General features: G+C 39.1%; 24 protein-coding genes. 8 read left to right on the top strand and 16 right to left on the bottom strand.

The genetic code is table 11. The features are described from left to right. Positions 1-21: 21 nt before the first annotated feature. From CWD91_RS12260 to CWD91_RS12250, 3 genes are all read right to left on the bottom strand, one after another. Positions 22-450, bottom strand: a complete 429-nt coding sequence (locus CWD91_RS12260) for an FKBP-type peptidyl-prolyl cis-trans isomerase (protein WP_103441244.1) — start codon at positions 448-450, stop codon at positions 22-24. 158 nt (positions 451-608) lie between these two features. Beyond that, entirely contained in the window at positions 609-1,892 is a 1,284-nt protein-coding gene (locus CWD91_RS12255) for a serine hydrolase domain-containing protein (protein WP_103441243.1), read from the bottom strand. A 410-nt stretch (positions 1,893-2,302) separates the two neighbouring features. Beyond that, positions 2,303-2,758, bottom strand: coding sequence for a cold-shock protein (locus CWD91_RS12250; protein ID WP_103441242.1), 456 nt, complete (start codon positions 2,756-2,758; stop codon positions 2,303-2,305). A 486-nt stretch (positions 2,759-3,244) separates the two neighbouring features. Between CWD91_RS12250 and CWD91_RS12245 the strand changes: the two genes are divergently transcribed. Further along, on the top strand, positions 3,245-6,103 hold the full coding sequence (locus CWD91_RS12245) for a TonB-dependent receptor (RefSeq protein WP_103441433.1): 2,859 nt from the start codon (positions 3,245-3,247) through the stop codon (positions 6,101-6,103). A gap of 90 nt (positions 6,104-6,193) precedes the next feature. Here the strand turns inward: CWD91_RS12245 and CWD91_RS12240 are convergent, their stop codons facing one another. The 5 genes from CWD91_RS12240 to CWD91_RS12220 all read right to left on the bottom strand — a co-directional run bounded on the left by CWD91_RS12240 (position 6,194) and on the right by CWD91_RS12220 (position 12,347). After that, positions 6,194-6,613, bottom strand: a complete 420-nt coding sequence (locus CWD91_RS12240) for an OsmC family protein (protein ID WP_103441432.1) — start codon at positions 6,611-6,613, stop codon at positions 6,194-6,196. Positions 6,614-7,814: 1,201 nt separating this feature from the next. Continuing rightward, positions 7,815-8,753: an EamA family transporter gene (locus CWD91_RS12235; protein WP_103441241.1), complete on the bottom strand. Its 939-nt coding sequence runs from the start codon at positions 8,751-8,753 to the stop codon at positions 7,815-7,817. A 185-nt stretch (positions 8,754-8,938) separates the two neighbouring features. Continuing rightward, positions 8,939-10,633: a DUF2207 domain-containing protein gene (locus tag CWD91_RS12230; RefSeq protein ID WP_103441240.1), complete on the bottom strand. Its 1,695-nt coding sequence runs from the start codon at positions 10,631-10,633 to the stop codon at positions 8,939-8,941. Beyond that, positions 10,633-11,193, bottom strand: coding sequence for a LemA family protein (locus CWD91_RS12225; protein WP_103441239.1), 561 nt, complete (start codon positions 11,191-11,193; stop codon positions 10,633-10,635). Before CWD91_RS12225 ends, CWD91_RS12230 begins: the two co-directional genes overlap by 1 nt. Positions 11,194-11,417: 224 nt before the next feature. After that, positions 11,418-12,347, bottom strand: a complete 930-nt coding sequence (locus CWD91_RS12220; RefSeq protein WP_103441238.1) for a nuclear transport factor 2 family protein — start codon at positions 12,345-12,347, stop codon at positions 11,418-11,420. Between the two features lie 287 nt (positions 12,348-12,634). Between CWD91_RS12220 and CWD91_RS12215 the strand changes: the two genes are divergently transcribed. From CWD91_RS12215 to CWD91_RS12200, 4 genes are all read left to right on the top strand, one after another. Continuing rightward, entirely contained in the window at positions 12,635-13,345 is a 711-nt protein-coding gene (locus CWD91_RS12215) for a pirin family protein (protein WP_103441237.1), read from the top strand. Positions 13,346-13,413: 68 nt separating this feature from the next. Continuing rightward, positions 13,414-14,283, top strand: a complete 870-nt coding sequence (locus CWD91_RS12210; protein ID WP_103441236.1) for a pirin family protein — start codon at positions 13,414-13,416, stop codon at positions 14,281-14,283. Positions 14,284-14,298: 15 nt separating this feature from the next. Next, positions 14,299-14,877, top strand: a complete 579-nt coding sequence (locus CWD91_RS12205) for a TMEM175 family protein (RefSeq protein ID WP_103441235.1) — start codon at positions 14,299-14,301, stop codon at positions 14,875-14,877. Positions 14,878-15,028: 151 nt separating this feature from the next. Further along, the gene (locus CWD91_RS12200; protein WP_103441234.1) at positions 15,029-16,501 is read left to right on the top strand and encodes a c-type cytochrome; all 1,473 of its coding nucleotides are present in this window, start codon (positions 15,029-15,031) and stop codon (positions 16,499-16,501) included. Positions 16,502-16,637: 136 nt separating this feature from the next. Here CWD91_RS12200 and CWD91_RS12195 read toward each other — a convergent pair whose 3' ends face one another. From CWD91_RS12195 to CWD91_RS12180, 4 genes are all read right to left on the bottom strand, one after another. Next, the gene (locus tag CWD91_RS12195; protein ID WP_103441233.1) at positions 16,638-18,197 is read right to left on the bottom strand and encodes a DEAD/DEAH box helicase; all 1,560 of its coding nucleotides are present in this window, start codon (positions 18,195-18,197) and stop codon (positions 16,638-16,640) included. A gap of 187 nt (positions 18,198-18,384) precedes the next feature. After that, on the bottom strand, positions 18,385-19,377 hold the full coding sequence (lpxD, locus tag CWD91_RS12190) for a UDP-3-O-(3-hydroxymyristoyl)glucosamine N-acyltransferase (RefSeq protein WP_103441232.1): 993 nt from the start codon (positions 19,375-19,377) through the stop codon (positions 18,385-18,387). A gap of 195 nt (positions 19,378-19,572) precedes the next feature. Continuing rightward, entirely contained in the window at positions 19,573-19,788 is a 216-nt protein-coding gene (locus tag CWD91_RS12185) for a VF530 family protein (protein WP_103441231.1), read from the bottom strand. Between the two features lie 53 nt (positions 19,789-19,841). Then, the gene (locus tag CWD91_RS12180) at positions 19,842-21,200 is read right to left on the bottom strand and encodes a DEAD/DEAH box helicase (RefSeq protein WP_103441431.1); all 1,359 of its coding nucleotides are present in this window, start codon (positions 21,198-21,200) and stop codon (positions 19,842-19,844) included. Positions 21,201-21,373: 173 nt separating this feature from the next. Between CWD91_RS12180 and CWD91_RS12175 the strand changes: the two genes are divergently transcribed. Continuing rightward, positions 21,374-22,924 carry a M20/M25/M40 family metallo-hydrolase gene (locus CWD91_RS12175; protein ID WP_103441230.1) on the top strand — a complete coding sequence of 517 codons (1,551 nt, stop codon included), beginning with the start codon at positions 21,374-21,376 and terminating at the stop codon, positions 22,922-22,924. A gap of 106 nt (positions 22,925-23,030) precedes the next feature. Beyond that, positions 23,031-23,333: an HPF/RaiA family ribosome-associated protein gene (locus tag CWD91_RS12170; RefSeq protein WP_103441229.1), complete on the top strand. Its 303-nt coding sequence runs from the start codon at positions 23,031-23,033 to the stop codon at positions 23,331-23,333. 99 nt (positions 23,334-23,432) lie between these two features. Here the strand turns inward: CWD91_RS12170 and CWD91_RS12165 are convergent, their stop codons facing one another. Beyond that, complete coding sequence (locus CWD91_RS12165) at positions 23,433-23,783, bottom strand: hypothetical protein (protein WP_103441228.1); 351 nt, start codon at positions 23,781-23,783, stop codon at positions 23,433-23,435. Positions 23,784-24,023: 240 nt separating this feature from the next. Here CWD91_RS12165 and CWD91_RS12160 point away from each other — a divergent pair, with 240 nt between their 5' ends. Next, entirely contained in the window at positions 24,024-24,977 is a 954-nt protein-coding gene (locus CWD91_RS12160) for a TerC family protein (RefSeq protein ID WP_103441227.1), read from the top strand. On the opposite strand, the gene CWD91_RS12155 is transcribed toward CWD91_RS12160, so the two are convergent. Genes CWD91_RS12155 through CWD91_RS12145 form a run of 3 tightly spaced genes read right to left on the bottom strand, consistent with a single transcriptional unit; the run spans position 24,978 to position 26,964 of the window. Continuing rightward, on the bottom strand, positions 24,978-25,238 hold the full coding sequence (locus CWD91_RS12155) for an acyl carrier protein (RefSeq protein WP_103441226.1): 261 nt from the start codon (positions 25,236-25,238) through the stop codon (positions 24,978-24,980). A 2-nt stretch (positions 25,239-25,240) separates the two neighbouring features. Next, positions 25,241-26,518 (bottom strand): beta-ketoacyl-[acyl-carrier-protein] synthase family protein, encoded by a 1,278-nt coding sequence (locus tag CWD91_RS12150; protein WP_103441225.1) that lies wholly within the window; start codon positions 26,516-26,518, stop codon positions 25,241-25,243. After that, positions 26,515-26,964, bottom strand: a complete 450-nt coding sequence (locus tag CWD91_RS12145) for a 3-hydroxyacyl-ACP dehydratase FabZ family protein (protein WP_103441224.1) — start codon at positions 26,962-26,964, stop codon at positions 26,515-26,517. The genes CWD91_RS12150 and CWD91_RS12145 overlap by 4 nt, the downstream gene beginning before the upstream one ends. Positions 26,965-26,999: the final 35 nt, after the last annotated feature.

Here is a 26,999-nt window from a genome sequence, read left to right as displayed (position 1 = left end):
AATGCCGTTTTATTTTAAGCTTTATAAGATAGCCACCAATTCCAACTCAAAGGTAAGGTCCTGTCCTGCCAAAACGTGATTGGCATCAATAACAATAGTTTCTTCCTTTATGTCCGAAATTCGCAATTGGTTTTCTGTACCGTCCGGATTTTTCGCAACCAACATCATTCCAATTTCGGGTTTAATATCTTCCGGAAGCTCCGCCTTCTTAATTTCATGGAACATATCTTCCACAATATCACCGTAAGCCTCTTCCTTGGGCACGGTTATGGTTTTCTTTTCATTAATTTCCATATCCACCAATTCCTTCTCGAAACCTGGGATAAGTTGCCCTTGTCCCAATGTAACTTCAAGAGGATCCCTTTCCAATGAACTATCAAAAATTTCTCCGGTTTTTAATTTTCCAGTGTAATGTACTTTTACTGTGTCGTTAACTTTAGCTTTACTCATAGAATTCAGTTTCTCAGATTTTTAATCTATCTCTTAGAGTGCAAACCTATGGGATATAGATTTTTTAAAAGAATAGATTGTCTAAAAACCTCTAAAATTCACAATATCTTAACACTTTCCATTGAAAATCGCGCAATTTCAACAATAACAGCGGAACTTTATTCCAAAATAGCTTGGTATACCAAACTTCTCAACTTAGCGTGATCGTCGATTCCGTTGGTAGGTATCAACTGTTTAAAATATACGACGACCAAATCCTCCACGGGGTCCGCCCAATAAGTAGTTCCATAGGCCCCTCCCCACTCAAAAGTTCCAACGGAGCCCGGTTCCCCTCTTTCTCCCACGTTTTTCGTAATGGAAAAACCAAGTCCAAAACCGGATCCGTTTCTACTGCCATACGGAATACCCCGAGCATCAACGTGATCTGCAATCATTAATTCAACGGTTTTGGGGGATATTATCCTGTGCCCGTTAAACTCACCTCCATTTAACATCATTTGCAAGAATTTTGCATAGTCCATGGCCGTAGAAAGTAGACCGGCACCACCGGAAAAGCTCTTTCGAGGTCCTTTAACATAATGGCCTTGACCAATTCCCAGGCCAGGATCTGGAGATCTTTCCAGGGGCTTACCTTCATAGGCCATATAGGAAGTAGCTAGTCTTTCTGTTTTATTTTTGGGCAAGTAGAAATAGGTATCCACCATTCCTATCGGATCCAAGATCTTTTCCTTAATAAAGGCATCCAAGGTTTTACCGGAAGCCTTTTCAACAATTACGCCCAGGATATCGGTATTGTAGCCATAAACAAACCTTTCCCCAGGCTGGGCATCCATTGGCAATTTTGCCATTCGGGCAACGGTTTCAGCAATAGGTTCGTCCCGGTCCGCAAAATACCAGTTCTGAATACCGGCCGCTTCCCATTCCTTTTTTGCATGACCATGACCATACCCAATTCCAGCTGTATGGGTGAGTAAATCCCTAATTGTAATGGAACGATTTGCTTTTACCACATCATAACCCCCGTCATCACGAATTTTGGCAACAGTAGTTTCTTTCCACTCCGGTAAATATTTTCCAATTGGATCCGCAATTAGGAGCTTACCTTCTTCCTGTAATATCAAGGCAGCTACACTAACTATGGCCTTAGATTGTGAAGCGATCCTAAATATAGCGTCGTTGGTCATTTTTTTACCTGACTCCATGTCGCTAGCCCCAAAGGCATGTTGATAAACTATCTTGCCCTTTCTAGCAATGAGCGCCACGTTTCCGGACATTTCACCATCTTTAACATACTGTTCAAGGGTTTCCGATAGTCGTTCCAAGCGTTCAGATGACATCCCTACTTCCTCGGGAAGTGCTGTGGATAAGTCCTGTGCCTGTGTAAAGGATAGCCATAGCAGACACCCTATTAAAAAAAAGTAAGCTTTTATTAATTTTATCATTTTACCTTAAAATTTGATTATTTTTCCCTTTTTACGAATGCTAAAAGTTATTGCTTTTTTTGGTATTACAAAACAGTAAATAGTTTGCCATTATTTTTTGACAAGAAAAGTTATGGCTAAGGGCTTAAATAGAAATGTAAGCAACAACTTCTTTCCATGTAATTACATAAACTTTTTAAAAAGAGTTATTGATTATAGTAACCAATAGACTAATGGAATTGACGTCTTTCTAGGATTTCATTGAAGGACAATAATGAAGGTTTTGATCAGGAAAGCAAATTAAAAGGTGCAAATATATTCAAAATTGGGTACAGGAAAGGGCCGTACATAAATTCATACAACATTGAATTTATGTACGGCCCTTTATATACGATATCTCCTAAAATCTTTTTTGATAATGGACTTGGGTACTAGATTTTCTTTACGCGGACGGCGTTCATACCTTTTTGCCCTTTTTCAAGTTCAAAGGAAACCTTGTCATTTTCAGCAATTTCGTCTATCAGGCCACTAACGTGGGTGAAATATTTCTCTTGATTCTCAGTATCGATAATAAAACCGAATCCCTTGGAAGTATCAAAGAACGACACTTTCCCATTTCTAACAGGGTCGAATTCCTCTACATCGCTATCATCCCTTTTTGGAACACCAATTTCAATGGTAGAGGCATCCACTTTTATTTTTTTTGTTGGATCTGGCGGAGTATCCGTTAAATTACCATCATGATCAACATAGGCGAATTGAATACCTGGTCCATTTTCCTTAGACTCTAACTTGCGGGCCTCTTTTTTCTTTTGTTTTTCCTCACGCTTTTTTAGGCGCTTTTTTTCCTTTTCACTTTTACTATAAGTCTGTTGCGATTTTGCCATTGTTTTTTTTAAGGTTATAAATTGTAAATCTCGTTTGAGTAGCGGTTGAAATACTAAACGAGTGTTTGAAAAAGAAAATGAATCTATTTTATCTACCCAAAGATTTAGTAGCAGCAATGGTAATTACAGGTCAATGCGCAACTCTTTAAACTTCAGCAAATATAAGGCTACTATTTTAATTATTTTAATTTAGCCCGCCAATTTTTTATTCCTAGCGCTTAAAAATATGCATGATTTTCAGGATTTTGGGATTGTAAACAAGAAATTCTGTGTTATCCTATATACGCATTAAAATTTAGGTTGACGGGTTCCTATTACTCTAATTGTTAATGGCTTGGATGACTTAACTCCAACGCTTACATAAGACAATTGATTCATTCCTGTTTTTCTCTCTATTAGGCAATAAGGTCACTTTTTAGCAAATTTTCCTACAACTCGGCCTAAAATTCCTTAACTTCTATGCATATAAACTCAAAAAACTCATATATGAAAAAGTATTACTTTATTGTTTTGATTTTCATTTTTGGGATGGTTGGTTTCACCAACGCCCAAGTAACAGGATCAGTTTTGGATGAAGAGGGCACTCCGTTGCCCGGTGCATCAATCGTAATTAAAGGTACCACTACAGGGGCCACAACGGATTTCGATGGTAATTTTACCATTGAGGCCACAATGGGCGACATTTTAGTGGTCTCCTATATTGGATTCGAGACCTTACAAGTTACGGTCAATAATACCAACATGGCCATTAGACTTACGTCTGGTGTGGCATTGTCAGAAGTAATTATAGTTGGTTCACGGAATCCCAATAGAACGGCTACTGAAAGCACCGTTCCTGTTGATGTTATTGACATGAAGGAGCTTAACAATGTGGCCCCTCAGGTAAATCTAAACCAGATATTGAATTATGTGGCGCCATCCTTTACTTCTAACACCCAGACCATATCTGATGGTACAGATCACATTGATCCGGCCTCCCTTAGAGGATTAGGTCCTGACCAGGTGTTGGTCTTGATTAATGGCAAAAGAAGACACACCTCCTCCCTAATTAACGTAAACGGTACCTTTGGCAGGGGAAGTGTAGGAACCGATTTAAATGCCATCCCTGCAGCTGCCATTCAGCGTATTGAGGTATTGCGCGATGGTGCTGCTGCACAATATGGTTCAGATGCCATTGCCGGGGTCATCAATATTATATTGAACAAAAATGTAAATGAACTTACCACGACAGTCACAACTGGTGCCAATTTCACCAAAAATGCCAATGATCAAACAGGTGGTATTGATGGAGAAACGACCAATATCTCCGCTAGTTACGGTATCCCTTTAGGGGATAACGGGGGATTTATAAATCTTTCAGGGGATTTTGACGTTCGTGAAGAGTATAGCCGAATGAAGGAATGGGAAGGCACTATTTTTAATTTGTACAATACCGTGGAAAGAGTAGCTGGTTCGGATGGATACGACATCTCCAATTTATTGGATGATGATATAGCCGATGTAATCCAATACACCGATCAAGCTGGAATTGACCGAAATGGTGCAACCACCAAAGAGGATTTAAGGACAATTCTTGGTGCTGATGCAACCACTGCGGAACTGGCGGCACGAGGGCAACAAAGGAGTGACTACAATATGCGGGTAGGACAGTCTGCATTGCGCGGGGGCCGATTATTTGCAAATTTCTCCTTGCCCTTGGATGATATTGGCACTACTCTGTACTCTTTTGCGGGAATCAGCTCAAGAACCGGTAATTCAGCCGGGTTCTATAGGTTGCCAAACCAAAGTAGGACATATACGCCTGCCTACGTTAACGGTTTTCTTCCTGAAATAAACTCCAATATAAAGGATCAGTCCATTGCAATAGGAATCAAAGGATTGGTTGGGGATTGGAGTGTTGACCTGAGCAATTCCTATGGTAAAAACTCATTTTTGTATACAATTGGGAACACCTTTAATGCCTCCATGCAAAATGCCTCACCAACATTTTTTGATGCCGGTGGGTTTTCTTTCCTTCAAAATACCTCCAACCTGGATATTACGCAATTCTTTGACGATGTTATGTCCGGTTTAAATATCGCGTTCGGAGCGGAGTATAGAGTAGAAAACTATGATATTGTTGCTGGCGAAGAAGCTTCATATGCCCAATATACTGCCAACGGTCAACGTATAACTTTGGCCTCCCAACAACCTTCCCAAGATTTCTTTGGAAATTCCAGACCTGGGGGCTCTCAAGTTTTCCCAGGATTTGCCCCTTCAAATGAATTGTCGAGAGGACGAAGCAGTGTAGCTGGATACTTTGATGTAGAAGCTGATTTTTCAGAAGCATTTTTAGCTAGTTTCGCCACCAGATATGAAAATTACAGCGATTTTGGAGGTACCATAAACTTTAAATTGGCAGGAAGATTCAAGGCTACGGATAATATAAATATTCGCGGAGCTTTAAATACAGGCTTTAGGGCACCATCCTTACACCAAATCAACTTTAATTCCACCTCCACTATTTTTGACAACCAAGGTAATCCACAGGAAGTAGGTACTTTTGCCAATGACAGTAGGGCAGCCAAACTCTTGGGTATTCCGCAGTTAAAAGAAGAAACATCGTCAAGTGTTAGTTTGGGGCTTACGGCCAAAATACCAGACGCCAATATCACCTTGACGGTGGATGGTTATTTTGTAAAAATCAACGACCGTGTGGTATATACAGGTCAGTTTTCTGGGCCTGGCACAGGAACTGAATTGGATAATCTACTAAGGCAGGCCAATGCAACGGCCGCCTCATTTTTCGCCAACGCCATTGATACTGAATCAAAAGGGTTGGATGTTGTGGTTACCCACAAAACGGACTTAGGTGCCAATTGGCGTTTGAAGTCCGATCTGGCAGGTACATTCTCCAAAACCAAAAAAGTAGGCGATATAAATGCCTCAGACGTATTAAGGAATGCAGGATTGGTAGGCACTTACTTCCCTGAGGATAGTAGAGTATATTTAGAGGAGGCCGTTCCTAGAACCAAAATAAACCTTTCCAACAGCCTTACCTCCGAGAAATTTATCATTTTCTTAAGAAATGTATACTTTGGTGAGGTTACCGAGGCTACTACCACTTTGGCCAATCAACAGGTATTCAGCAACAAACTCGTAACCGATCTTTCTGTGGGTTATAAAGCTACGGATGCACTAACTTTTACCCTTGGGGCTAATAATTTGTTCGATATTTATCCGGACAGGGCCAAGAATGAATTTGGAAATCGTAGCGACGGCCGATTCGATTGGTCCCGAAGGGCCCAACAATTTGGGATCGGAGGTAGGTTTCTTTTTGCACGGGTGAGTTTTACCCTAAAATAAGTATAAATGAACGAGTAAACATAAAAAAAAGCCACTGTAATAGTGGCTTTTTATCGTTATACCCATTTGGAAGGTAAACAGCTTTATGTCCTAACCCTTTAACTTTACCTCTAACACTATTTCTGTTTTCAATAATTTGGAAATAGGGCAAATTTCCTTGGCTTTTTTAGCAATTTCCTTGAACTGCTCCTCCTTAATTCCTGGTACTTGACCAGTAAGACTTAAAGTTATTTGCGTTATACTCCCGTCCTCAAAGTTTACCTTGGCGCTGGTATCCAAGTTGGCTGGTGTAAATCCGGCCTCGCCCAATAAAAAACTTAGTTGCATTGTAAAACAACCGGCGTGAGCAGCTCCAACCAATTCTTCAGGATTGGTGCCCTTGCCATCTTCAAATCTCGATTTAAAGGAGTATTGGGTATCCTTGAGGATGGTACTTTCCGTACTTAGGGTACCTTTACCATCCTTGCCACTCCCTTTCCAATTTGCACTTGCATTTCTACTGAATTTCATACTTATATATTTATAGTTATTATAATCCGTTAATAATTCAATTAAATTCCAAGAAACCACTTAGTCAAATGTACTTTCAATTTACCCAATTCTTTACTCCAATGTGCCCTTGAAAAAATTAAATAATACCAATTGGCCGAACCTGACGGCATTTTAGGGACTAAACTGGAGTGCACAATAGTTTGAAGGAAATCGACTCAATAAATAATTTTCCCTGTACCTCTAAGATATTAAATAGCAAGTGATATTCCGATAAAATTCACATAATTCCAAATAAATGCCTCCGTGACGGCATTCCACCTTGCAAATATTTTCCACTTGATGTTGGTAACGTATTAATTTAAGATAAGACTGCAAAGTAGAGATTCCTACTAATTCTCTCCGCTTACTTTAACCGAAATGGATTTACCGTTTATGGATGATTCATAGTTTAAGCCGTCGCTTTAATACCAGTGCATGGGAATCATTAACTTATTGAAACCCCTAATCACGGAAAACATACTTTTCACGAAACCATCATAATGTGTTGATTATCAGTTAAATAGTAATCCTTGTACTTTATACCACCTCACTCAAATGTTAAATATTGCTTAAAACGGTACTATTTTATACATAGTACTGTAACAATTTTATTAATGTTTCGTCTACTAGTAGTAAATCAATTATTCATTTTAAAAATAAAATCATGGAAACTATTAACAAACACCTAGTAAAACAAACATTGGAATCTTCTAAAAGTAGAATCTGGAACAGTAAAAGACGGTACAATTAACCTACCGTTATCAAAAGTATCAACATCAATTTAAAAACAACATCATGGAAACAGTAAACAAGCATTACGTAAAGCAAACAATAGAAAATTCAAAAAGCAACATCTGGAATACCAAGAGGCGTTTCAGGTAACATATAGACCTAAAAAATAGAAATAATGAAATCATTTATTCATAAATCACAGTCAGAATCAACAAATTTTCAGCTGACCGGAGAAAGTATTTTGATGGTAAATTTTCGAGATATCAAAAAGAATCGTTGGGCTGAGCGCAGAATCTATTGTAACTAAATGTATCCAATTAAGTTAGATAGGGCTGAAATTTTAAAAGCAGTGGATTTTGGAATCAGCTGCTTTTTTAATTCCCGACAATCTCGACCAATTTACTTATCCCCTACTCCTTGTGTAGCTATTTGAAAAGTTAAATTGCGACTAGTCCTCTTTGGGCGAATACCGACTTGAAAATCTGGAGAACAAAACCAATTTCTTTCTGGTATTAATAAAATAGACCCCCGTTAGAAGAACAATTGCAGCAATGATGGATTGAGTGGTTATCTCTTCTTCCAAAAAAAACCAACCTAATAAAAGGGCTATAATGGGATTTACATAAGTGGATGTGGCTACCTTTTCCGGCGAAACCACTTTTAATAAATAATTAAAGGCCGTAAAGGCAACGATACTGCCAAATATAATAAGTAGTAACATAGAATATTGTACAGGACTGCTCCAAGTAGTTGGCAAGGACCAGGTTTCTCCAATTAGTAAACTTCCGACCATTAATATGATTCCGGCTGCGAACATTTGAAAGCCTGTATTTACAAAATAGTTCTTCGGCAGGTCTGCTTTGGCCACAAACAAACTTGCATAAGCCCAACTTATCATGCATAAAAATATCATTACCATTCCCAGAACCGAATTCTCCTTGCTTATTACCTGGTTTTGGCTTACCAATAAATAGATACCCAATATCCCAATTATAACCCCTACAAAAGACATGGTCTGAATTTTTTTACCCTCAAGTATTCGCATCAACAATAGAATAACCAGAGGTTGTGCAGCTATTTCCAAAGCTGCAAATCCACTGTCTACATACTTTAGCGCCCATACCACAAAACCATTCCCAAAAGCTAGGAACAAAAATCCCGCTATACTTGAATTTAATAATTGCCTTTTCGTTACAGTCAACGGAATTCCCATTATTTTGCAAAGTGCAAATATCAAAATACCGGCTACCGAAAAGCGTATCGAGGCCAACATAAATGGTGGCAATTCACTTACTGCAATCTTATTTAAAAGATAGGTGGAACCCCAAATAACATATATGGCAAAAAAGGCAAGTACAATAAGCAAGGTATTCTGGGATTTGGACATAAAAAAAGCTTTTCCAATGAAGCGTAAAAGTAAGTATAACTTTTATTAATTAAGCTGTTCTGTTCAAGCTCCCTTTTTCTTAAGAAAACCAAGATAATTGATCAAACCCAACCAAAAGTTTCTAAAAACAAAGGTTTATACCCTTCAATTAAATTTCAATTTCAATTAAGTGGCCAACCATCCATTTACCAACTTCCTCCGCCACCTCCACCGAAGCCACCACCGGATGAACCGCCCCCTGAACTTCCACTACTGGATGGCGAACTTACCATATTGGACTTGGTGCTGGCCATGGAACTGGAAAAGGATTTCGAAAACTGATTCATGGATAAGGTCCCACTTGTAGAAGATGAATACCAATCTGGTGGAGGGATATTTAGGTCCTTGAATTTTTTGGCCCATTGATCAAATAATCCAAAAGCCAGGGCATATCCCAAGGTATTTTCAAAATAATGGGGATCGTCTTTAATAAGCATCTTTAGCCTATTTTCCTCTGCTACCTTGATAAACCTTTTAAATCCTTTTAATTCTGACAACAACTCATTCCCCTTGGCATTCTTTTTTATCATAAAACGATTTACAAAAATCAGAAGAATGCAGGAAACCACAATTGCCACGGCGGCCAAAGGACCCCAGAAGAAAAGGCCAGTTACAGTAAGGCCGATAGCCAAAGCCACTAATGCAAAATACATTATGCCTTGAATTTTTTTGGATTCTGCTTCGTAATAGGGCTGTGCCAATTGCTTTAATTCGCTGCGAGCTTTGATCATCTTTGTGTAAAAGGTATCTTTTAAACTGCTTACCAGCACCTCTGTGCCAACTACATTGTTATTGTCACCAAACAGGCCCTTGAATATCTCCATTTCATAGGTTGGTGAATCCAATGGTAAAGATTGTAAACGAATAATTTTTGTGTCCTTGGAGCCAAATAGACCTTTTTTTGGAATTTCTTCAAGTCTAATAAGCCCTTTAGATCCCCAATACGGAATCAGGGAGATTAAATCCGAATTATCATCCCTGTCATTGATTAAAAAACCTACCATTGCCGGGTCTATATTGTCCGGAGGGTAATAACTTGTGGTGGCAATGATGCGTTCATCCCTTCCAAAATTCCACCATACCCTAAAAAATGCAAAAAACATTATCCCGATCAAGAACACCCAACCGAACCGATCCCAAAAAGGCCAAAAAGGTTTCTCTTCTACGACCGAGCCCAGGGGAAGGTTCATTAAAACCGTAACACTCTGTCCTGGATGTGATACAAAACCCGACTTACTGGTACCAGAAAATTCGTTGGCCGAGAAATATAACTGCATATCGGTACTCCTTGTACCAATACCACTGTCCCCAGAATAAACAAAACTATTTTGCCCGTCAGGAAATATGTTGTCCGGAACATGTATTTTAAAACTGACTTGGTGAAAATCGGCCTGCCAATCCTCTGGTTTTATGTTCCAATAAAAGCGAATATGGGAATCCTCAAAGAGAAAGGCATTGTGAACCCGGTATTTTATTTCATAATGCTGTGGACCTATTACGGTGATATCCTTGTCGCCAATTTTAATCTGTACATTGTCCTGTAACTTTTGTACAAAGTCGAACGGAGCTTCATAGTTATGATCGGGAACCTTTATCCTACTTATTTTAATCTTTCTGGTTGATTGCACGCCCTCGGAATCCAAAAGGTCATATTTTGTTTGAATGTTCCGATAAATACCGTGTTTGTAGATTTCAAAGTTAAGATCATAGTTTTCAACCACATCAAAATAACCTTCTTGATGAATGGTTATGTCCACCGAATAATTTATAACCGTAAAATCCTGGGCAACTCCCTTGCCCACAACAAGGAGAATAAAAAGAAAGAAAGAAAAATTTTTCATTAAGAGAAATCTACTTTTACATTGGCCCTACTAGCCTCCTCTGCTTCGAAATAATCAAAATGTTGATATTTGAACAAACTGGCTACAAGCACCCCAGGAACGCTTTCTCCATAAGTATTATTTTCCCTAACAGAACCGTTATAGTACCTCCTCGCCCGTTCCAGATTTTCCTCGATCTCATTTAGTTTTTGTTGAAGATCCAAATAATTGGTATTGGCCTTTAGATCAGGATAAGCTTCTCCCAAAGCAAATATACTTCGCAAGCTTTGTTGCAATTGGTTTTCTGCCTTTATCTGGGCATTAATATCTCCCGATGGTACTGCCATGGCAGCATTACGTGCATTTATTACTGACTCTAGGGTGGATTTTTCATGCTTTGCATAGCCCTTAACAGTTTCTACCAAATTAGGTATTAAGTCGTACCGTCTTTTTAATGCGACATCTATATTGCTCCAAGCATCCTTCACAAGATTTCTAAGTCTGGCAAAGTGATTAAACACATTAACCAAGAAAAGGGCTAACAGTGCTAAAATTCCTAAAAAAATAATTAAAGTAATCATGGTAAAGTGTTTTTAGTTGTTTAATTATGGTCTCCACTAAGTTACTTTATTTTTTTATTCAGACAGCAGCCTATTTAACAAATTATAGGACAGACTCAAACTACTTAATTAAAGATCTACCTACTACTCCTATCATGTAATTCCATTGATTAGGGATTCCCCAATTACCGTTAAATAAAAAAAAGAGCGTCGTGGGCGCTCTTTTTCCTACCTGAATTTTGCTGCTATTTTGCATCCAAAATCTTGGTACTTACGTATGCTATGGACCTCGTAATTTTTCCTTCGTCATCAAAATCATGAAGATATAAGGCTGGTAAAATAATTTTCTTGCCGTCCGATTTTCTAGTCAATCTAAATTTCCACCAAGATTGAACCACTTTGGCATCCTGCATATCATATTCCAAATAATCCGGGTAGCCATTTTCGTCCAAACTGTCTATGGTATAAGTCTCCATTAATTTCTTATTGCGCTCTTTTATCTCATCCAAGCCAAGGCTTTCTCCATCAGGTAGTTCCAGACTATAAAATCTAGCATCCTCAGCATAGAAACTGTAAAAGGTCTCCAAATCATTGAATTCTAAGGCATACATCAATTTCCTTACTGTATTTATATTATCGTGATGATTAAATATGGTACCATTTTGTCGATCACCAAAACTTCTTCTAACTTCCCAGATCACATCATTATCAAAATAATTGATCATGCTTTTTATTTTGTTATCGTCATCCAGCTTATATAACCTATGATAAGGCATATCCAATTTTACCCCTGTTTTTTTATGCATTCCTTTTATATGATCCCAGGTCTGTACCCAAACACCGCTTTCCTTATATTCCAAGGCATCGGGATAGGCACCTTCACTTGGTTCCGAAGACAGGTATGCAATATTATCTTTCCAAAAATTTACTTGTTCCAAATACTCTTCTTTAGTTGTCCCTTTATCATCCTTATTGGTACTAAACCCATTATAGGCCTTGAAATCTTCGGCTAGGTAAGAGCCCACCTTTTCTGCATCACCGGCTATAAAAGCGGTCATCATGCCATTAACAACTTCGATAGCGGGATGCTCCAAAAATATGGTCCCATTTTTTTTCTTCTGCGAATAGCCAAATACTACCATGAGGCCCATGGCCAATAAAATCGATTTTTTCATTTTAACTCTGTTCTTAGATTACTATTAATGCCCAAAATCATTTTTTGGGTCTGATTAAACCATAAGTAAATTAGATTCCTGCAATTTTTTTATCCGACAAGGACGAACGAATAGTTTTATTGTCCGAAACATGTGCATAAATTATCGACTAAATAATTATTTCAATCCATTGCCGACCCTCTATATATTCCAAATTGAAGTTGTCCTTAGGAATTGGGCATTACTTAACATACATCAATGTGTAATCCGCTATCGATCCTTAATTTTGAAGAAATAAAAGATAAATCATGAAAACAATTAAATATGCAGCGGAAAGTAGGGGCCATGCCCATCACGGATGGCTAAATTCATATCACAGTTTTAGTTTTGCCAATTATCACAATCCCGAAAGGATGAATTTTGGTGTTCTTAGGGTGTTAAATGACGATACTGTATCTGGCGGCCAAGGTTTTGGACAGCACCCCCATAAAAACATGGAAATTATATCCATTCCCCTAAAAGGAGATTTGGAACATAAGGACAGTATGGGAAACACCACTGTAATTAAGGAAGGTGATGTGCAGGTAATGAGCGCAGGAACCGGTGTTTTTCACAGTGAGTACAACAAGAACAAAAATGAAGAAGTGCAATTTTTACAAATTTGGGTAATTCCAAAAGTACAAAATGTATCACCTAGATATGATCAAATTTCCACCCGTGATCTGGCTACAAAAGATTCCTTTTACCAAATACTTTCCCCAAACAAAAGTGATCAAGGGGTATGGATACATCAAGATGCTTGGTTTTCCTTGGGTGATTTTGAAACAGGAAATACCTCCACCTACACTTTAAATAAAGCAGGTAATGGTTTGTATATGTTTGTTTTAGAAGGAGAGATAACCATTGGGGAACAAAAGTTGGGACGCCGTGATGCCCTAGGGATCTGGGAAACCAACGAAATCACCCTTGCCTCCTCGGAGCCCAGCAAGGTACTACTGATGGAGGTTCCGATGAATTAATAATTTAATTCAAGATAATTACTGGCTTTTTTCTATTTTTAATAATTCCATTGTTATCAAAGGAGGATATGTCCAATGTTAAACTCGTAATTCCGGAAAGGGCGGCCAATATCGGCAATTTTATGGTTGGCCGATTATTGCCATTTAGACAAAAGCGCATGGTAGGCCCCTTTGTCTTTATAGACCACATGGGACCTGTTAAACTGGACGAAAATGAAAATTTGGATGTTCCGCCACATCCGCACATTGGACTTTCTACACTCACCTTTCTTTTTGAAGGAGCCATAATGCACCGGGATAGTTTAGGAAATGAGGTGCAAATCAATCCCGGCGGCGTTAATTGGATGACTGCCGGTAAGGGCGTAGTACATTCCGAACGCACTCCAGAACACTTGAGGAACAGTAAAAAGTCGCTACATGGACTACAAATTTGGGTAGGGCTCCCTAAGGAAAAGGAACAAATAGAGCCCTCATTTAACCACATCCCCAAGAATGAAATTCCCAAATGGCAATACAAAGGGGTTACAGTGACCCTAATTGCCGGAGAGTTGTTAGGCAGGATTTCTCCTGTACCCGTGCACAGCAAGTTGTACTTTCTGGAATTGAAGAGTACGGAAATGAAAAAAATAAATATAGGATCAGAATTGTTCGGAGAAAGCGGTCTCTATATATTGGAAGGAAGCCTTTCCAGTGACGGAAATACCTATGGCCCTAAACAAATTTTAATCGCTAATGACAATACGATCTGCGAATTTGAACTAGCTGCCAATTCTACTATTTATATTTTTGGAGGAGAACCTTTTCCGGAGGAAAGACATATTTATTGGAACTTTGTCTCATCCGATAAAAATATAATTGAAAGAGCCAGTAATAACTGGAAACTTCAGAAGTTTCCAAAAGTAGCGGGCGAACTTGATTTTGTACCCTTACCAACCTAAACTACACAATTTATTATGAAAACAGGGAGATTGGAAGCATTTAGCGATGGGGTTTTGGCCATCATAATCACAATCATGGTTTTGGAAATGAAGGCTCCTGAAGATACCACTCTGGTAGGATTATGGTCTATTTTCCCTGTCTTCATGAGCTACATCCTAAGCTTTATTTATTTAGGGATTTATTGGAACAACCACCACCATCTAATGCAGGTTACACAAAAAGTAAATGGACCCATTCTCTGGGCCAACCTCCACTTGCTTTTTTGGTTGTCCCTGATTCCCTTCGCCACGAGTTGGGCAGGGGAAAATTATCACGCTCCTTTAACTATTTCACTCTATGGCACTGTACTCTTAATGTGCGCCATAGCATATAGAATTTTGGAGATTTACCTCATAAAGTACCATGATGAAAACTACCCACTAAAACTGGTTACCAAACGAGGTTTGAAAGAAAGCATTTCAATGCTTATTTATATTGCCTGCATTCCATGCGCCTTTATCAATACTTGGATAGCTGTCATTGGATTCATTACAGTAGCCATTATTTGGGTGGTACCGAACAGGAAATTGGAAGGTCTGGCCGAGCAAAAGTAAGCCCAACCCTACCTTTCCGCAAGGCGATCCAACATAATTCTCCTTTTAGCGAAATGCAGGGTGGTTTGTCGATTTTAACCTGCAAGCCCGCCTTTTTGTCCTAAATTATCGCTAAATTGACTATGCTTTTTTTTGACAAAAATCCAATGCTTTGAAAAAAAATTATTTACTGGTCACGACTTTTATTCTCTACACCCTTGTCTTTTCTTGCTCCAAAGAGAGCAAAGAGGACCTCATAGATATTGTGGTCAGTGAAAAACCGACTGTCCCAACGGAAGAAGAACCGGAAGTGGAGGAACCCATTATAGAAAGTAGCCCCTTACACAACAATCCCCAAAGGACTGGGGACGCTTCGGCGGGATACGACTATTTAATTTCTGGGGACTACATGAGTTCAGGCATTCCTTATGATGCATTTTTGCTGGGAACAAGCGAAAATCCAGACAACCGCCTCAATAGAAGCGGCGACAATGCCAATATCCCCTATGATTATACCACCATATCAGCTTCAAATGGCGCAAGGGTAGTAGCGCCTAACTGTATGGCGTGCCACGCCTCTACCATTAACAATAATTTTATAATAGGCTTAGGCAGTCATGATGCAGATTTTACAGTGAATAGGGCCAGTAATATATCCCTATTGAATTCCGGTATCAGAGCTTTGTACGGTGGAGAAGAGAGTGCCGAATGGCTCGCTTATGATCAATTTAGAAAAAGTATTGTTGCCATTGGTCCAAAAACCATTACAGAAACCCGGGGCTCCAATCCGGCAGATAAGATTACACAGGTATTGATCAGCCATAGGGACAAAAATACCTTGGCTTGGCAGGACACCCCTTTTGTTGATGTTTTGGAAGATGTTATACCAACCGATGTTCCTGCCTGGTGGTTGCTGAAAAAGAAAAACGCCATGTTCTATCATGCCATCGGGCGATTTGATTTTTGCAAATCGTTTATCGGGTCAAGTCTGTTGACCATGGGGGATGTTTCCAAGGCTGCTGAAATAGACAGCAAAATGGTCGATGTCCTTGCCTACATCCAAAGTTTGGAAGCCCCGAAATACCCCTTTTCCATAGATACCGATTTGGCCCAACAAGGAAAACAGTTATTTGAAAATACCTGTGCAACCTGTCACGGCACTTATGGGGACAGCCCAACTTATCCTAATTTGCTGGTGACTTTGGAATCTGTCGGTACGGATTCCGAATTGTCCAAACATTACACCACCTCCTCCCCTATAAACGATTATTTTATGGACTGGTTCAATTCAGGTTGGTTTGGAACCACATCGAATAAATTACAGATAAAAGCGGAAGGTGGCTATATAGCACCTCCCTTGGATGGTGTCTGGGCCACAGCCCCATACTTTCACAATGGCTCCGTCCCTACATTAGAAGACGTATTAAACAGCAAAAACCGCCCTATTAGATGGAGTAGGTCCTTCCTGAATACCGATTACGACCAAACAAAAGTTGGATGGATATATACCGAGGAACAAACAAAAGTAGACAAAAACACATACGACACCACTCTAAAAGGCTATGGCAATTCAGGTCACATCTTTGGAGACCAACTAACCGACTCTGAACGAAACGCATTAATAGAATACCTCAAGACACTGTAATTCAATACTATACAGTGATTTAATAAATAAAAGGATTAGCAAGTGTGTTTTGACCCAACATGTCTTATTTGGCAGCTTAATTCCATTTTACAAGGAATCCAATCCCCATTTTTATCAGAGGTAGCGAGCGAAGGAATTACTCCTCTGGTGGTCTTCCGTGAACTTCTTCAAAAATAGTATCGAAATTCTGACGTAGATGTGTACTTAATTTTTTGTGATAGTCGTCCGTGAGCCACTTAAGAAAGTTAAAAGTACTTTTGCTTATACATTTGGCGTATCGCTGAATCCTATCGTCGATATCCGGGCCCAACATTTTGGAGAGGGCAAGGGCGTCATACACGTCCTCACTGTTTTCCACACAGATTCTTGCATGTTGGGCAATAGATCGCTCCAACACCACCTTTGAGGTCTCACCATTTTTAATGGAATCTACATAAGTTTCCTTAATATCAAAATACACCTCCTCGGAATTAGCGAACTCCAAACGCAATTCTTCAGGCATTTCCCATTTAAAATTGCTTTCCAGTTCCTCATCACTTATAAGTCTATCAGCATAAAAATTAGGGGATTTAAAAATGGTCTGCCAGTCCAAATCTGCGCCCCAAGGGCCAAAACGATGGAAATTATTCCCTAGGTCGATTACCGAAAATGTAGATTTATTATTCAATATCCGCGAACCACGACCAATCATCTGATAATACAGCGTTAAGGATTTAGTGGCCCTGTTCAAAATAATGGTGTCTATGGTAGGTTCATCAAATCCAGTGGTCAGAATACTTACTGACGTTAAAATGGCATTAGGCGTCATATTAAACCACTTTAGAATGGCCTTACGCTGCTTCTTAGTTGCTGTATTGTCCAAATGGGCAATTGGGTAGCCAGCCGCCCTGAACGTCTCGTATACGTGAAGGGAAGTGTTAATCCCATTATTGAATATTAAGGTTTTCTTTCCCTTGGAATGTTTTTCATAAGCCTCCAACAATTTGCTCAACATCAGACTATTGTTGTAAAGATCTTCAGAGGATTTTACGGTATAATCTCCATTGGAACCAACTTCCAAAGAGGTTAGACCCATATTGTAGGAGTAAAATTCCGCCCTGGCCAAAAATTCATTTTCAATAAGGGACACTATAGTTTCACCGACAATTAATTCGTCATAGTTGTCCTTCATTGGTAAATCCTTATTGGAACTCAAAGGTGTAGCGGTGACTCCCAAAACAAAGGAATTATCAAAAAATTTGAACAGTTTTGTAAATGAGTTGTAGTGAGCCTCATCAATAATTACCAGACCTACATCTGATATATCCAATTTGTCGTCCTGCAGCCTATTGTTCAAAGTTTCGACCATAGCCACAAAACAGCTATATTCTTCCTGGTCATCTAAATTGGCCTTACTGTCCACCACCTTATTGGTTACCCCAAAGCTGGTCAGCATGGTAGAGGTTTGTTTGCTGAGCTCTATACGGTGTGTCATGATAAGCACCTTCTTGTTGTGGTGCTTTAAATATTGCCTTACGATTTCCGAGAAAATAACGGTTTTACCACCACCTGTGGGCAATTGATATAAAAGATGATAATCATCGGGAGCGGTTTCAAATTTATCAAAAATCTGGTCTATTGCTCCTTTTTGATAGCTATATAGCTCCTTATCCGTTTTCCTATCTACAATAGCATTGGCAATCAAAGTCTCCGACATAATCTCTTTTTTGGACTGCAAAACTAAGCCCTTTAATGGGTGTTTAACTAATAATTTTGGAAAAATAAAGGAATATTTTTTCTAAATATCACTGTCTGTAGTCAATTCCTACAACTCTTAACGTGTATTTTTTATAAAAAAACAATTACAACTTAATACAGCATATTAATTGACAACCTATAATTTTCTAGTTCTTGGCCAGTTTTCTGAGTGCCACCCACTGTTTTAGCATTTCCCTGGAGTCGGTAGCAGGGTAGCCCAATACAGTTTTACCAGGAAGAACATCGCTCATTACACCGGAACCGGCCCCAACAACGGCACCGGAATTAATGGTAGTGTGATCTTTAATAGAGGCACTCCCTCCAATGATCACACCATCACCCAGAGTTACCGAACCCGCCAGACCGCTGTGTCCGGCCATAATACAAGACCTCCCCATTACACAATTATGTGCTATTTGGACCAAATTGTCAATTTTACAACCGTCGCCTATAATGGTCGAGCTAAATTTACCGCGATCAACACAGGAATTGGCTCCGATTTCCACGTAATTACCTATCACCACATTTCCTATTTGAGGTATTTTCACCAAACCCCTGCCATCTTCACTAGGCCTATAACCAAATCCGTCCGCTCCTATACTTACGTTGATATGAAAGATACAGTGATTGCCTATAACGCTCCGTTCCCTGATTACGGTACCCGACCAGACCACAGTATGATGTCCTATGGTAGTCTCATCAAAAACAGTAACATTGGGATATAGGACAACCCCATCCCCCAAAACCACATTTTTACCAACATAGGAACCTGCTCCAATTTTACAACCCTTGCCTAAAACAGCCGTTTCGTGCACTATCGCCCTTGGATGCACTTCCTCAAGTAATTCAGGTGGTTCTGGCTGAAATGCCTCCAATAATTTGGCCATGGCCAAATCTGCATTGGCTACCCTGATAAAAGCCTTGTTCCCACCTGGCAATATTTTTAAACTATCACTCACAATAGCAGCACTAGCTTTGCAAGTATCCCATTTTCGAGCATATTTATTACTAGAGATAAAGGTAATATGCTGGTCTTGGGCCCTGTCCATTTGCTCAGCCCCGACAATGGTTTTATCATACCCCCCTATAAGTTCTCCATTTAAGAGCTCATTTATTTCTGCAACAGTGAATGACTTCATTTAAATTTATATTATTGATTAATTATCAAAGGTTGATCAGATTTTCTGTGGTTTTTTTAAATATAGCGCTAAATATTAAATGCTCTTGTTAAATAAAATTAAGAAATTTCAAAAATAAGAATTGAAAAGTAATATAAAAGTACTGTAAATACATTTTTGAGGGCTTGTGTCCTATCACATTAACCCATTAACTATTTACTGTTTTATGGACCTCAAGTATAATTGCTCCACTTTTTCCCTTGCCCAAGGAGTCCGTCTTAAAAATTTTAAACTGGATTTTATGGAAGGGTCATGATTAAAACAACGGATATTAATTCTAGCACCCATTTCTTCCCAGCCGTATTGGGTCACAAGTGACTCCAATATTACCGCTAAAGTAATACCATGTAACGGATTGTTATTGTTATTCATATAAAGTAAAAAATCAGTTTTAGATATATAAATATCTTATATTCAATAACATACTATTTTCTTTTGTTATTTTTTTTCGCAAATCTCTTATCTCCCCGTGTTATTGGCTTTTTATATTTTTTTGCAATTTCCCTTTTATAGGACCCTCCTTGGTTTATCTTTTTATTCTTAACCGCCTTCTCGTGAAAGGCGGCACCACGAGCTTCCAATTCCGCAGCACTAACAGGATTGTTATGTTCCAAATTCTTAGGACGCTCTTCGGGTGTAAGTTCCTCCGATATTTTTACAGCTACAGGGAAAGTCATTAAGGGAATTTCATAATCCATTAATTTTTCAATAGCGTCTTTATACCCCTCCTCCATCTCAGTGTACATTAAAATGGAATTCCCCCTTTTCTCTGCCCTTCCGGTTCTACCAATACGGTGCATATAATTCTCAGGAAAAGTGGGAGTATCAAAATTGATTACATGGGTTATTTCATCCAGATCCAATCCTCTCGACATTACATCTGTAGATACCAGTATTCTATTTTTACCTTCATCAAACTGTTTGATCGATCTAATTCTGTAGTTCTGTGTTTTATTGGAATGGATTATTGCCGCCTCATTGCCATAATCCACTTTCAAGGCCTCAAACAACCGGTCAGCACTTCTTTTATTTGAAACAAAAACCAATACTTTTCTGAAAAAAGTTTTATCCTTAAGCAAATAAACCAAAAGGTTTACTTTTGTATAAAAATTTTCAACGCTATATGCAACTTGTTCAATATTCTCCAATGGAGTTCCACTAACGGCTATTGAAATCTTTTCTGGGGCAATAAAAAAGTCCTCGATCAATTTGGCCACATCATCTGTCATGGTAGCTGAAAACATTATATTTTGTCTTCTTTGTGGCATTAACTCAAAAATATTGGTAATCTGAAAACGGAAACCAAGATCCAGCATAACATCTACCTCATCAATTACCAATTTTTTAATATCCCTCAGTTTAACCGTTCTATCCAATGTAAGGTCGTATAACCTGCCTGGGGTGGCCACCAAAATATCACAACCTAGGGCAACGGCCTGTCGTTGCGTGTTAATATTTGCCCCGCCATAAATTCCGCAGACCCTTACACTCATAAATTTGGAATAGGCCTCTATATTGGCTACAACCTGCAAGACCAACTCCCTGGTGGGCACCAATACCAATATTCTAGGGTTAAGTTGTTTGGAAAATTTCAACTCCTGCAAAAGAGGCAGCATATAGGCGAAAGTTTTACCAGTACCCGTTTGAGCAATACCCACAATATCCTTTCCCGACATGATTACCGAAAAGGCTTCCTGCTGAATCGGAGTTGGGATCTTAAAACCCAATTCGTCAATTGCATAATGTAGTTGCTTTGTTATATTAAAATCGGCAAAAGTGCTCATTCCCTCTATTTTTTTGGGACAAAGGTAAAGTTTATAATCTTCATAATAGCCGTTGTGGCATTTGTTGAATATAATCAAGGTAGAAAATAGATTCTTAATTAAAACACAATTCTTGGGTTTTAATTTGGTATAATTATTATTTTGAACCCGCAGACTAATCTAAAATCTTAAATATGCAAAAAGTGTACTTACTGTTAATTCTATTTTTTATTTGTTTTTCACAGACAGGATTTACCCAAATAAATCAACAGCTCCTTAGCGAAATTGAACAGGAGGTTACCAATAATTCTCAATTGGAACACTTGGCACATGAATTATTGGATGTTATTGGTCCCCGACTGGTAGGTACGCCGCAGATGCAACAGGCACATGATTGGGCTCTAACGAAATACACTAATTGGGGTATTACTTCCCATAATGAACAATGGGGGGAATGGCGTGGTTGGGAGCGCGGAATTACGCATATAGATATGGTATATCCAAGAGTCCAGACCTTAAAAGGTACCCAATTGGCATGGAGCCCCAGTACTGGAAAAAAAGGTGTTACCGCGGAATTGGTTGTTTTGCCCACTATTACTGACTCCAATGAGTTCAACAACTGGCTACCAACTGTAAAAGGAAAATTAGTAATGATTTCCATGAAGGAACCCACTGGTAGACCAGATTACAACTGGGAAGAGTTTGCCACCCCAGCGTCTTTTGACAAAATGAAAAAGGAACGGGATCTACTGGAGGATCAATGGTCACAGAATATGCAACGTACCGGTTACGACCGTAGGTCCCTACCATTGGCATTGGAAAAAGCCGGAGCTTCGGGAATAGTAACCTCTTATTGGTCCAAAGGATTTGGCGCCAATAAAATATTTGGCGCCAGTACAGAAAAAATACCCACTATAGATCTAGAACTGGAAGACTATACCATGCTATATAGATTGGTTGAGTATGGAGATCGACCTAAAATCAGCATAAAAGCTGAATCCAAGGAACTGGGAGCCGTACCCACATTCAATACCATTGCAGAAATAAAAGGTTCCGAAAAACCAGATGAATATATTATTCTATCGGCACATTTTGACTCTTGGGATGGAGGTACGGGAGCTACGGACAATGGCACTGGAACACTGGTTATGATGGAAACCATGCGCGTACTTAAAAAATTATATCCAAATCCCAAAAGGACGATCTTGGCAGGACATTGGGGAAGTGAAGAACAAGGATTAAATGGCTCTAGAGCCTATGTAGAGGATCACCCGGAAATAGTGGGCAATATCCAAGCAGTTTTTAACCAGGATAATGGTACCGGGAGAGTTGTTCAAATATCGGGAGGTGGTTTTCTCAACTCCTATGATTATTTCTCCAGATGGCTATCCGCCGTTCCCGAAGAAGTAAGCCAACATATAGAAACTACATTTCCAGGCATGCCTGCTGGTGGAGGATCGGACAACGCCTCATTTATTGCAGCTGGAGCCCCGGCCTTTGGACTCAGTTCCTTGAATTGGTCCTATTGGAATTATACGTGGCACACCAATAGGGACACTTATGATAAGATTATTTTCGACGATGTCAGGAACAATGTGATTTTAACAGCCATATTGGCCTATATGGCAAGTGAAGATCCAGAAATGGTCTCAAAGGAAAGAAGGATAATGCCCATAAACAAAAAAACAGGGGAACAAACCACTTGGCCTGACCAAAGGGCCCCTGACAGAAAGGGGGGATTGTAAGAATTTACCATGAATTTCCTTTTGGTTTGTTAAAAATAAAGCCTAACTTAATTTCCGAATCTGAAAGCGGATTCAACCTGTATTTGTTAACCTAAAACCCTTATATATGACTATTAATTTTGAGTATGATGATGTAAAAGCAAGTGCCCGATTAGAGGAATTGGCAACCAAGAAGTTAGAAAAACTAGAAGACAAATATGATTTTATAGTGCGTGCCGACGTTTTCTTTAAAAAAGAGAACACCTCTACTCCCAATACAGGGTTAATTTGTAATATAAGACTAAGTGCTCCTGGGCCAAGATTATTTGCGGAGTCCAACAATGGTAAATTTGAAATGGGTATAGCCGCTTCCGTAGAGGAACTTGAAAGACAATTGGAGAAAAGAAAAGGTAAGATGAAAACCCATTAGGTTCTAGTCGCTAAACAACATACCAATGCCCAGGAAAAGTGTGAAATTTTTTCTTGGGCATTTTATTTTACCTCTTTACCAATACAATATTCAAATTGCTTAATCCTCAGCATCTTCAAATTTAGCATCTGCCAAGGTTTTCATCAATCGATCGGAAAAGGGGTTTTTATATAAATCCTTTAATAGTTTTTTCCTCTTGCGGTCTGAAATGTCCAAGGTATCCAAAACACCTTTTCTTCTTTTAGCTTCAACTATACGTTTTTTCTTTAAATTAATCCTGTCTTGGGCGGACAGTATCATATCTGGCTCATACTCCTCCAATATGGTCCATTTTTCCACTTTTAACTTCTTCCCTACACTATCTTTATCTAAAGATTGGGCATATCCTTCCGCCAGGAATAACCCCATAAAGAGCATTAACACAGTACTGTAAATTCCTTTCTTAATCATTTTCAAATAAAGTCTCCTCTAAATTATAACAATTTTTCACCAAACCAGACCCTCAATTCAGTTTTTACCTACCGTATATCGAGTTTTTAAACATCCTGCCGATTATTTTCATAATTCTCTCATTTACAGCGCCCCCAAGTCAGAAAACAAGGCGGTCATAATCATGTAAAAAAGATTGGTTTAGTTCCCATTAGTATTTAAAAATGATACTTACATTTGTGCCTTAAAATCATATTGACTATGTTAATTTGGGGATCCTTTATTTTTCTGATTATTATATTTTTAGCCCTTGATCTAGGAGTTTTTCATAAACACGAGCATGTTATTAAAACCAAGGAAGCTGGCATATGGACCGCCATCTGGGTCACTGTTGCCTTCAGTTTTAGTGGTGTAATTTATTGGTTATTCTCCAACGGCCTTATAGATAACCCCACTGGATTAACGCCCAATAATGCAGTTTTAAAATATATAACCGGTTATCTCATAGAATTGTCCCTGAGTATAGACAACGTCTTTGTAATTGCTGTAATTTTCGGTGCCTTTAAAATTCCGCCCATTTATCAACATAGGGTATTGTTCTGGGGTATTTTGGGTGCCATTGTATTTAGGGCCTTAATGATAGTATTCGGCGTTGCCCTTATTACGAAATTCGAATGGGTGATTTATGTTTTTGGTGTTTTCCTGTTGTATACTGCCTTTAAAATGTTAAGATCGGACGAAAGTAAATTTGATCCAAAGAACTCTTTCGTATTCAAGAGGTTAAAAAAGATATACCCCATCACAACAACCTTAAATGGCCATGATTTCTTTGTGAAGCGTATGGGGGTCACTGCCGCCACACCACTTTTTGTAGCCCTGGTAATCATAGAATTAACGGACGTTTTGTTTGCATTGGACAGTATTCCCGCAATTTTGGCTATTACGGCGGACCCTTTTATTGTTTTTAGCTCCAATATTTTAGCTATACTGGGATTAAGATCCATGTACTTCTTAATTTCCAGAATGCTGGAAAAGTTCAGATATATAAATTACAGCCTAGTGGTAATACTAGCATTTGTTGGTTTAAAAATGCTATTTTCCCATCATATCGAAATCCCTGAGTGGGTTTCCTTAACGGTAATATCTGTATCCTTGATAGCAGGCGTAATTACTTCTCTGCTTATTCAGGAAGTCAAGGCATCTGAGGAAAACTAATTATTCTTTATCCAATAGTTTTTGGTCTATAATATTTAAAGCATCCCTTACTGTCTGCATTTTATCCATGTCATCATTCTCCAGTCGGATACCAAAAGCATCTTCTAGGTCTAATATAATATCTACCAGGTGGGCGGAATTGATGTTTAGCTCAGTCACAAAATTGCTTTCCAGCTCTACATTACCAATTGGAACATCTTCAGGTAGATACGTCTTAACTATTTCCTTCAGTCTGGCTAAACGCTCCTCATTATCAACCATAATTACATCTCTTTAAATTCTTTAAAGATAATACAGGCATTTACATCTCCAAACCCAAAACTTGCCTTTGCCATTATTTTTGACCTATGGGAAATCGTATTTTGAGGAATTCGGGAAGCATCCACGAATTCCAAAATTTCGGGATGTATGTCTCGACAGTTTCGATTACCAAAGATCAAACCCTCACGGTATTGCAATAGGGCGGCCACGCATTCCACGCTGCCCGCAGCAGCCAGGCAGTGACCTACCATGCCCTTAGTGGAATTTATATAAGGGAAATCCTTGCCAGAACGCTCCAAAGCTTCACTCCAATTCCTAATTTCTTCGGCATCCTTTGATGTTGCAGTTAAATGGCCATTAATAGCATCCACCTCTGATCTCTCTATTCCGGCATCGGACAATGCATCTAAAATACAGCGTTGCACCGCCTCACTATTGGGGGCAGTCATACTCCCTGCTCCACGTTGTCCGCCGCTGTTTACAGCACCTCCCATAACTTCTGCATAAATCCTGGCTCCCCTCTCCAAAGCACTCTCCAAGGATTCCAACACCAATGCTCCTGCCCCACTTCCCGGGACAAATCCCGAAGCACTGGCACTCATTGGCCTGCTGGCATCCCGGGGATTAGTATTATAGTTGGCAGGTAGGATACGCATGGCATCAAAGCCACCCCAAACATATGGGCCGCTGTCATTACAACTTCCAACCAACATCCTCTTGGCCTTTCCCAATCTAATACGTTCCAGCCCCATAATTATTCCCTCTGTACCGGTAGCACAGGCCGATGAATTTGTGGTCACTTGATTGCCACATCCCAAAATCCCACCTAGATAAGCGCTTATTCCACTGGCCATGGTCTGCATAACGGAATTACTGCCCAAGCGCCTGGAGTTATTATCATCTATTAAATATATAGACTCCCTAAGTTTGTCTATACCCAAAATACCAGTGCCAAATATGATACCACTGTCCCAATCGGGTTTATCCTTACCTGCCTTTCCCAAACCAGCATCTGTCCAAGCATCTGTTCCGGCCATGACTCCATAAACCACACCACTTGAATTTAAGCCTTTAAGTTGTAAAGGTGTAAAATAGGCTTCTTTTAAGCTTTCCGCTATTTCGGGTTTTCCGGCGATTTGACACCCGAAGCCCAAGTCCGCCAACTCCTGATGAAATGTAATTCCACTGGCTCCACTAAGTAGGGCTTCATAAAAATTGGAAAGGCCAACTCCATTGGGAGCACATATTCCAAGTCCGGTTACCACTACACGCTTGTTCATATATCACCATTCCTTAACATCCCTGACAATACACCCTTACACACCACCTGAGCCTGTTGATTGTACATTTTCACTTCACATTTCAATTTATTAAATCTAAAATAAACCTTACTCGATTTTACTGTTACTGTCTCCAATGGATAAACCGGTAATAAAAATTGCATTTCGGAACTACTTAAAACTACTTGAAAATTCCCGAAAGTTTCCTCTTTACCGTACAATAAGAATATCCCCAAACATACCAATCCGATCTGCGCACAACATTCGGTCAGAATCACTCCTGGTGTAACGGCACGCTCTCTAAAATGTCCCTCATAAAAAAACTCATCCTTTTTAAAAGTGTAACAACCTTCAATTGTGCTCTCTGTTACCAATTGAATTTTATCCACAAATAGAAAAGGTTTGGTATATGGTAATCTATTAGGTATTTCATTAACAGTTAGCATATAAGTTGTATTTATTTAAACTAATACTTTAATAA

Origin of the sequence: Arenibacter hampyeongensis, assembly GCF_002909255.1 — a bacterium.
Lineage (GTDB): Bacteria > Bacteroidota > Bacteroidia > Flavobacteriales > Flavobacteriaceae > Arenibacter > Arenibacter hampyeongensis.
The sequence above is the reverse complement of the archived record's forward strand: the minus strand, read 5'-3'. Positions and strand labels throughout refer to the sequence as shown.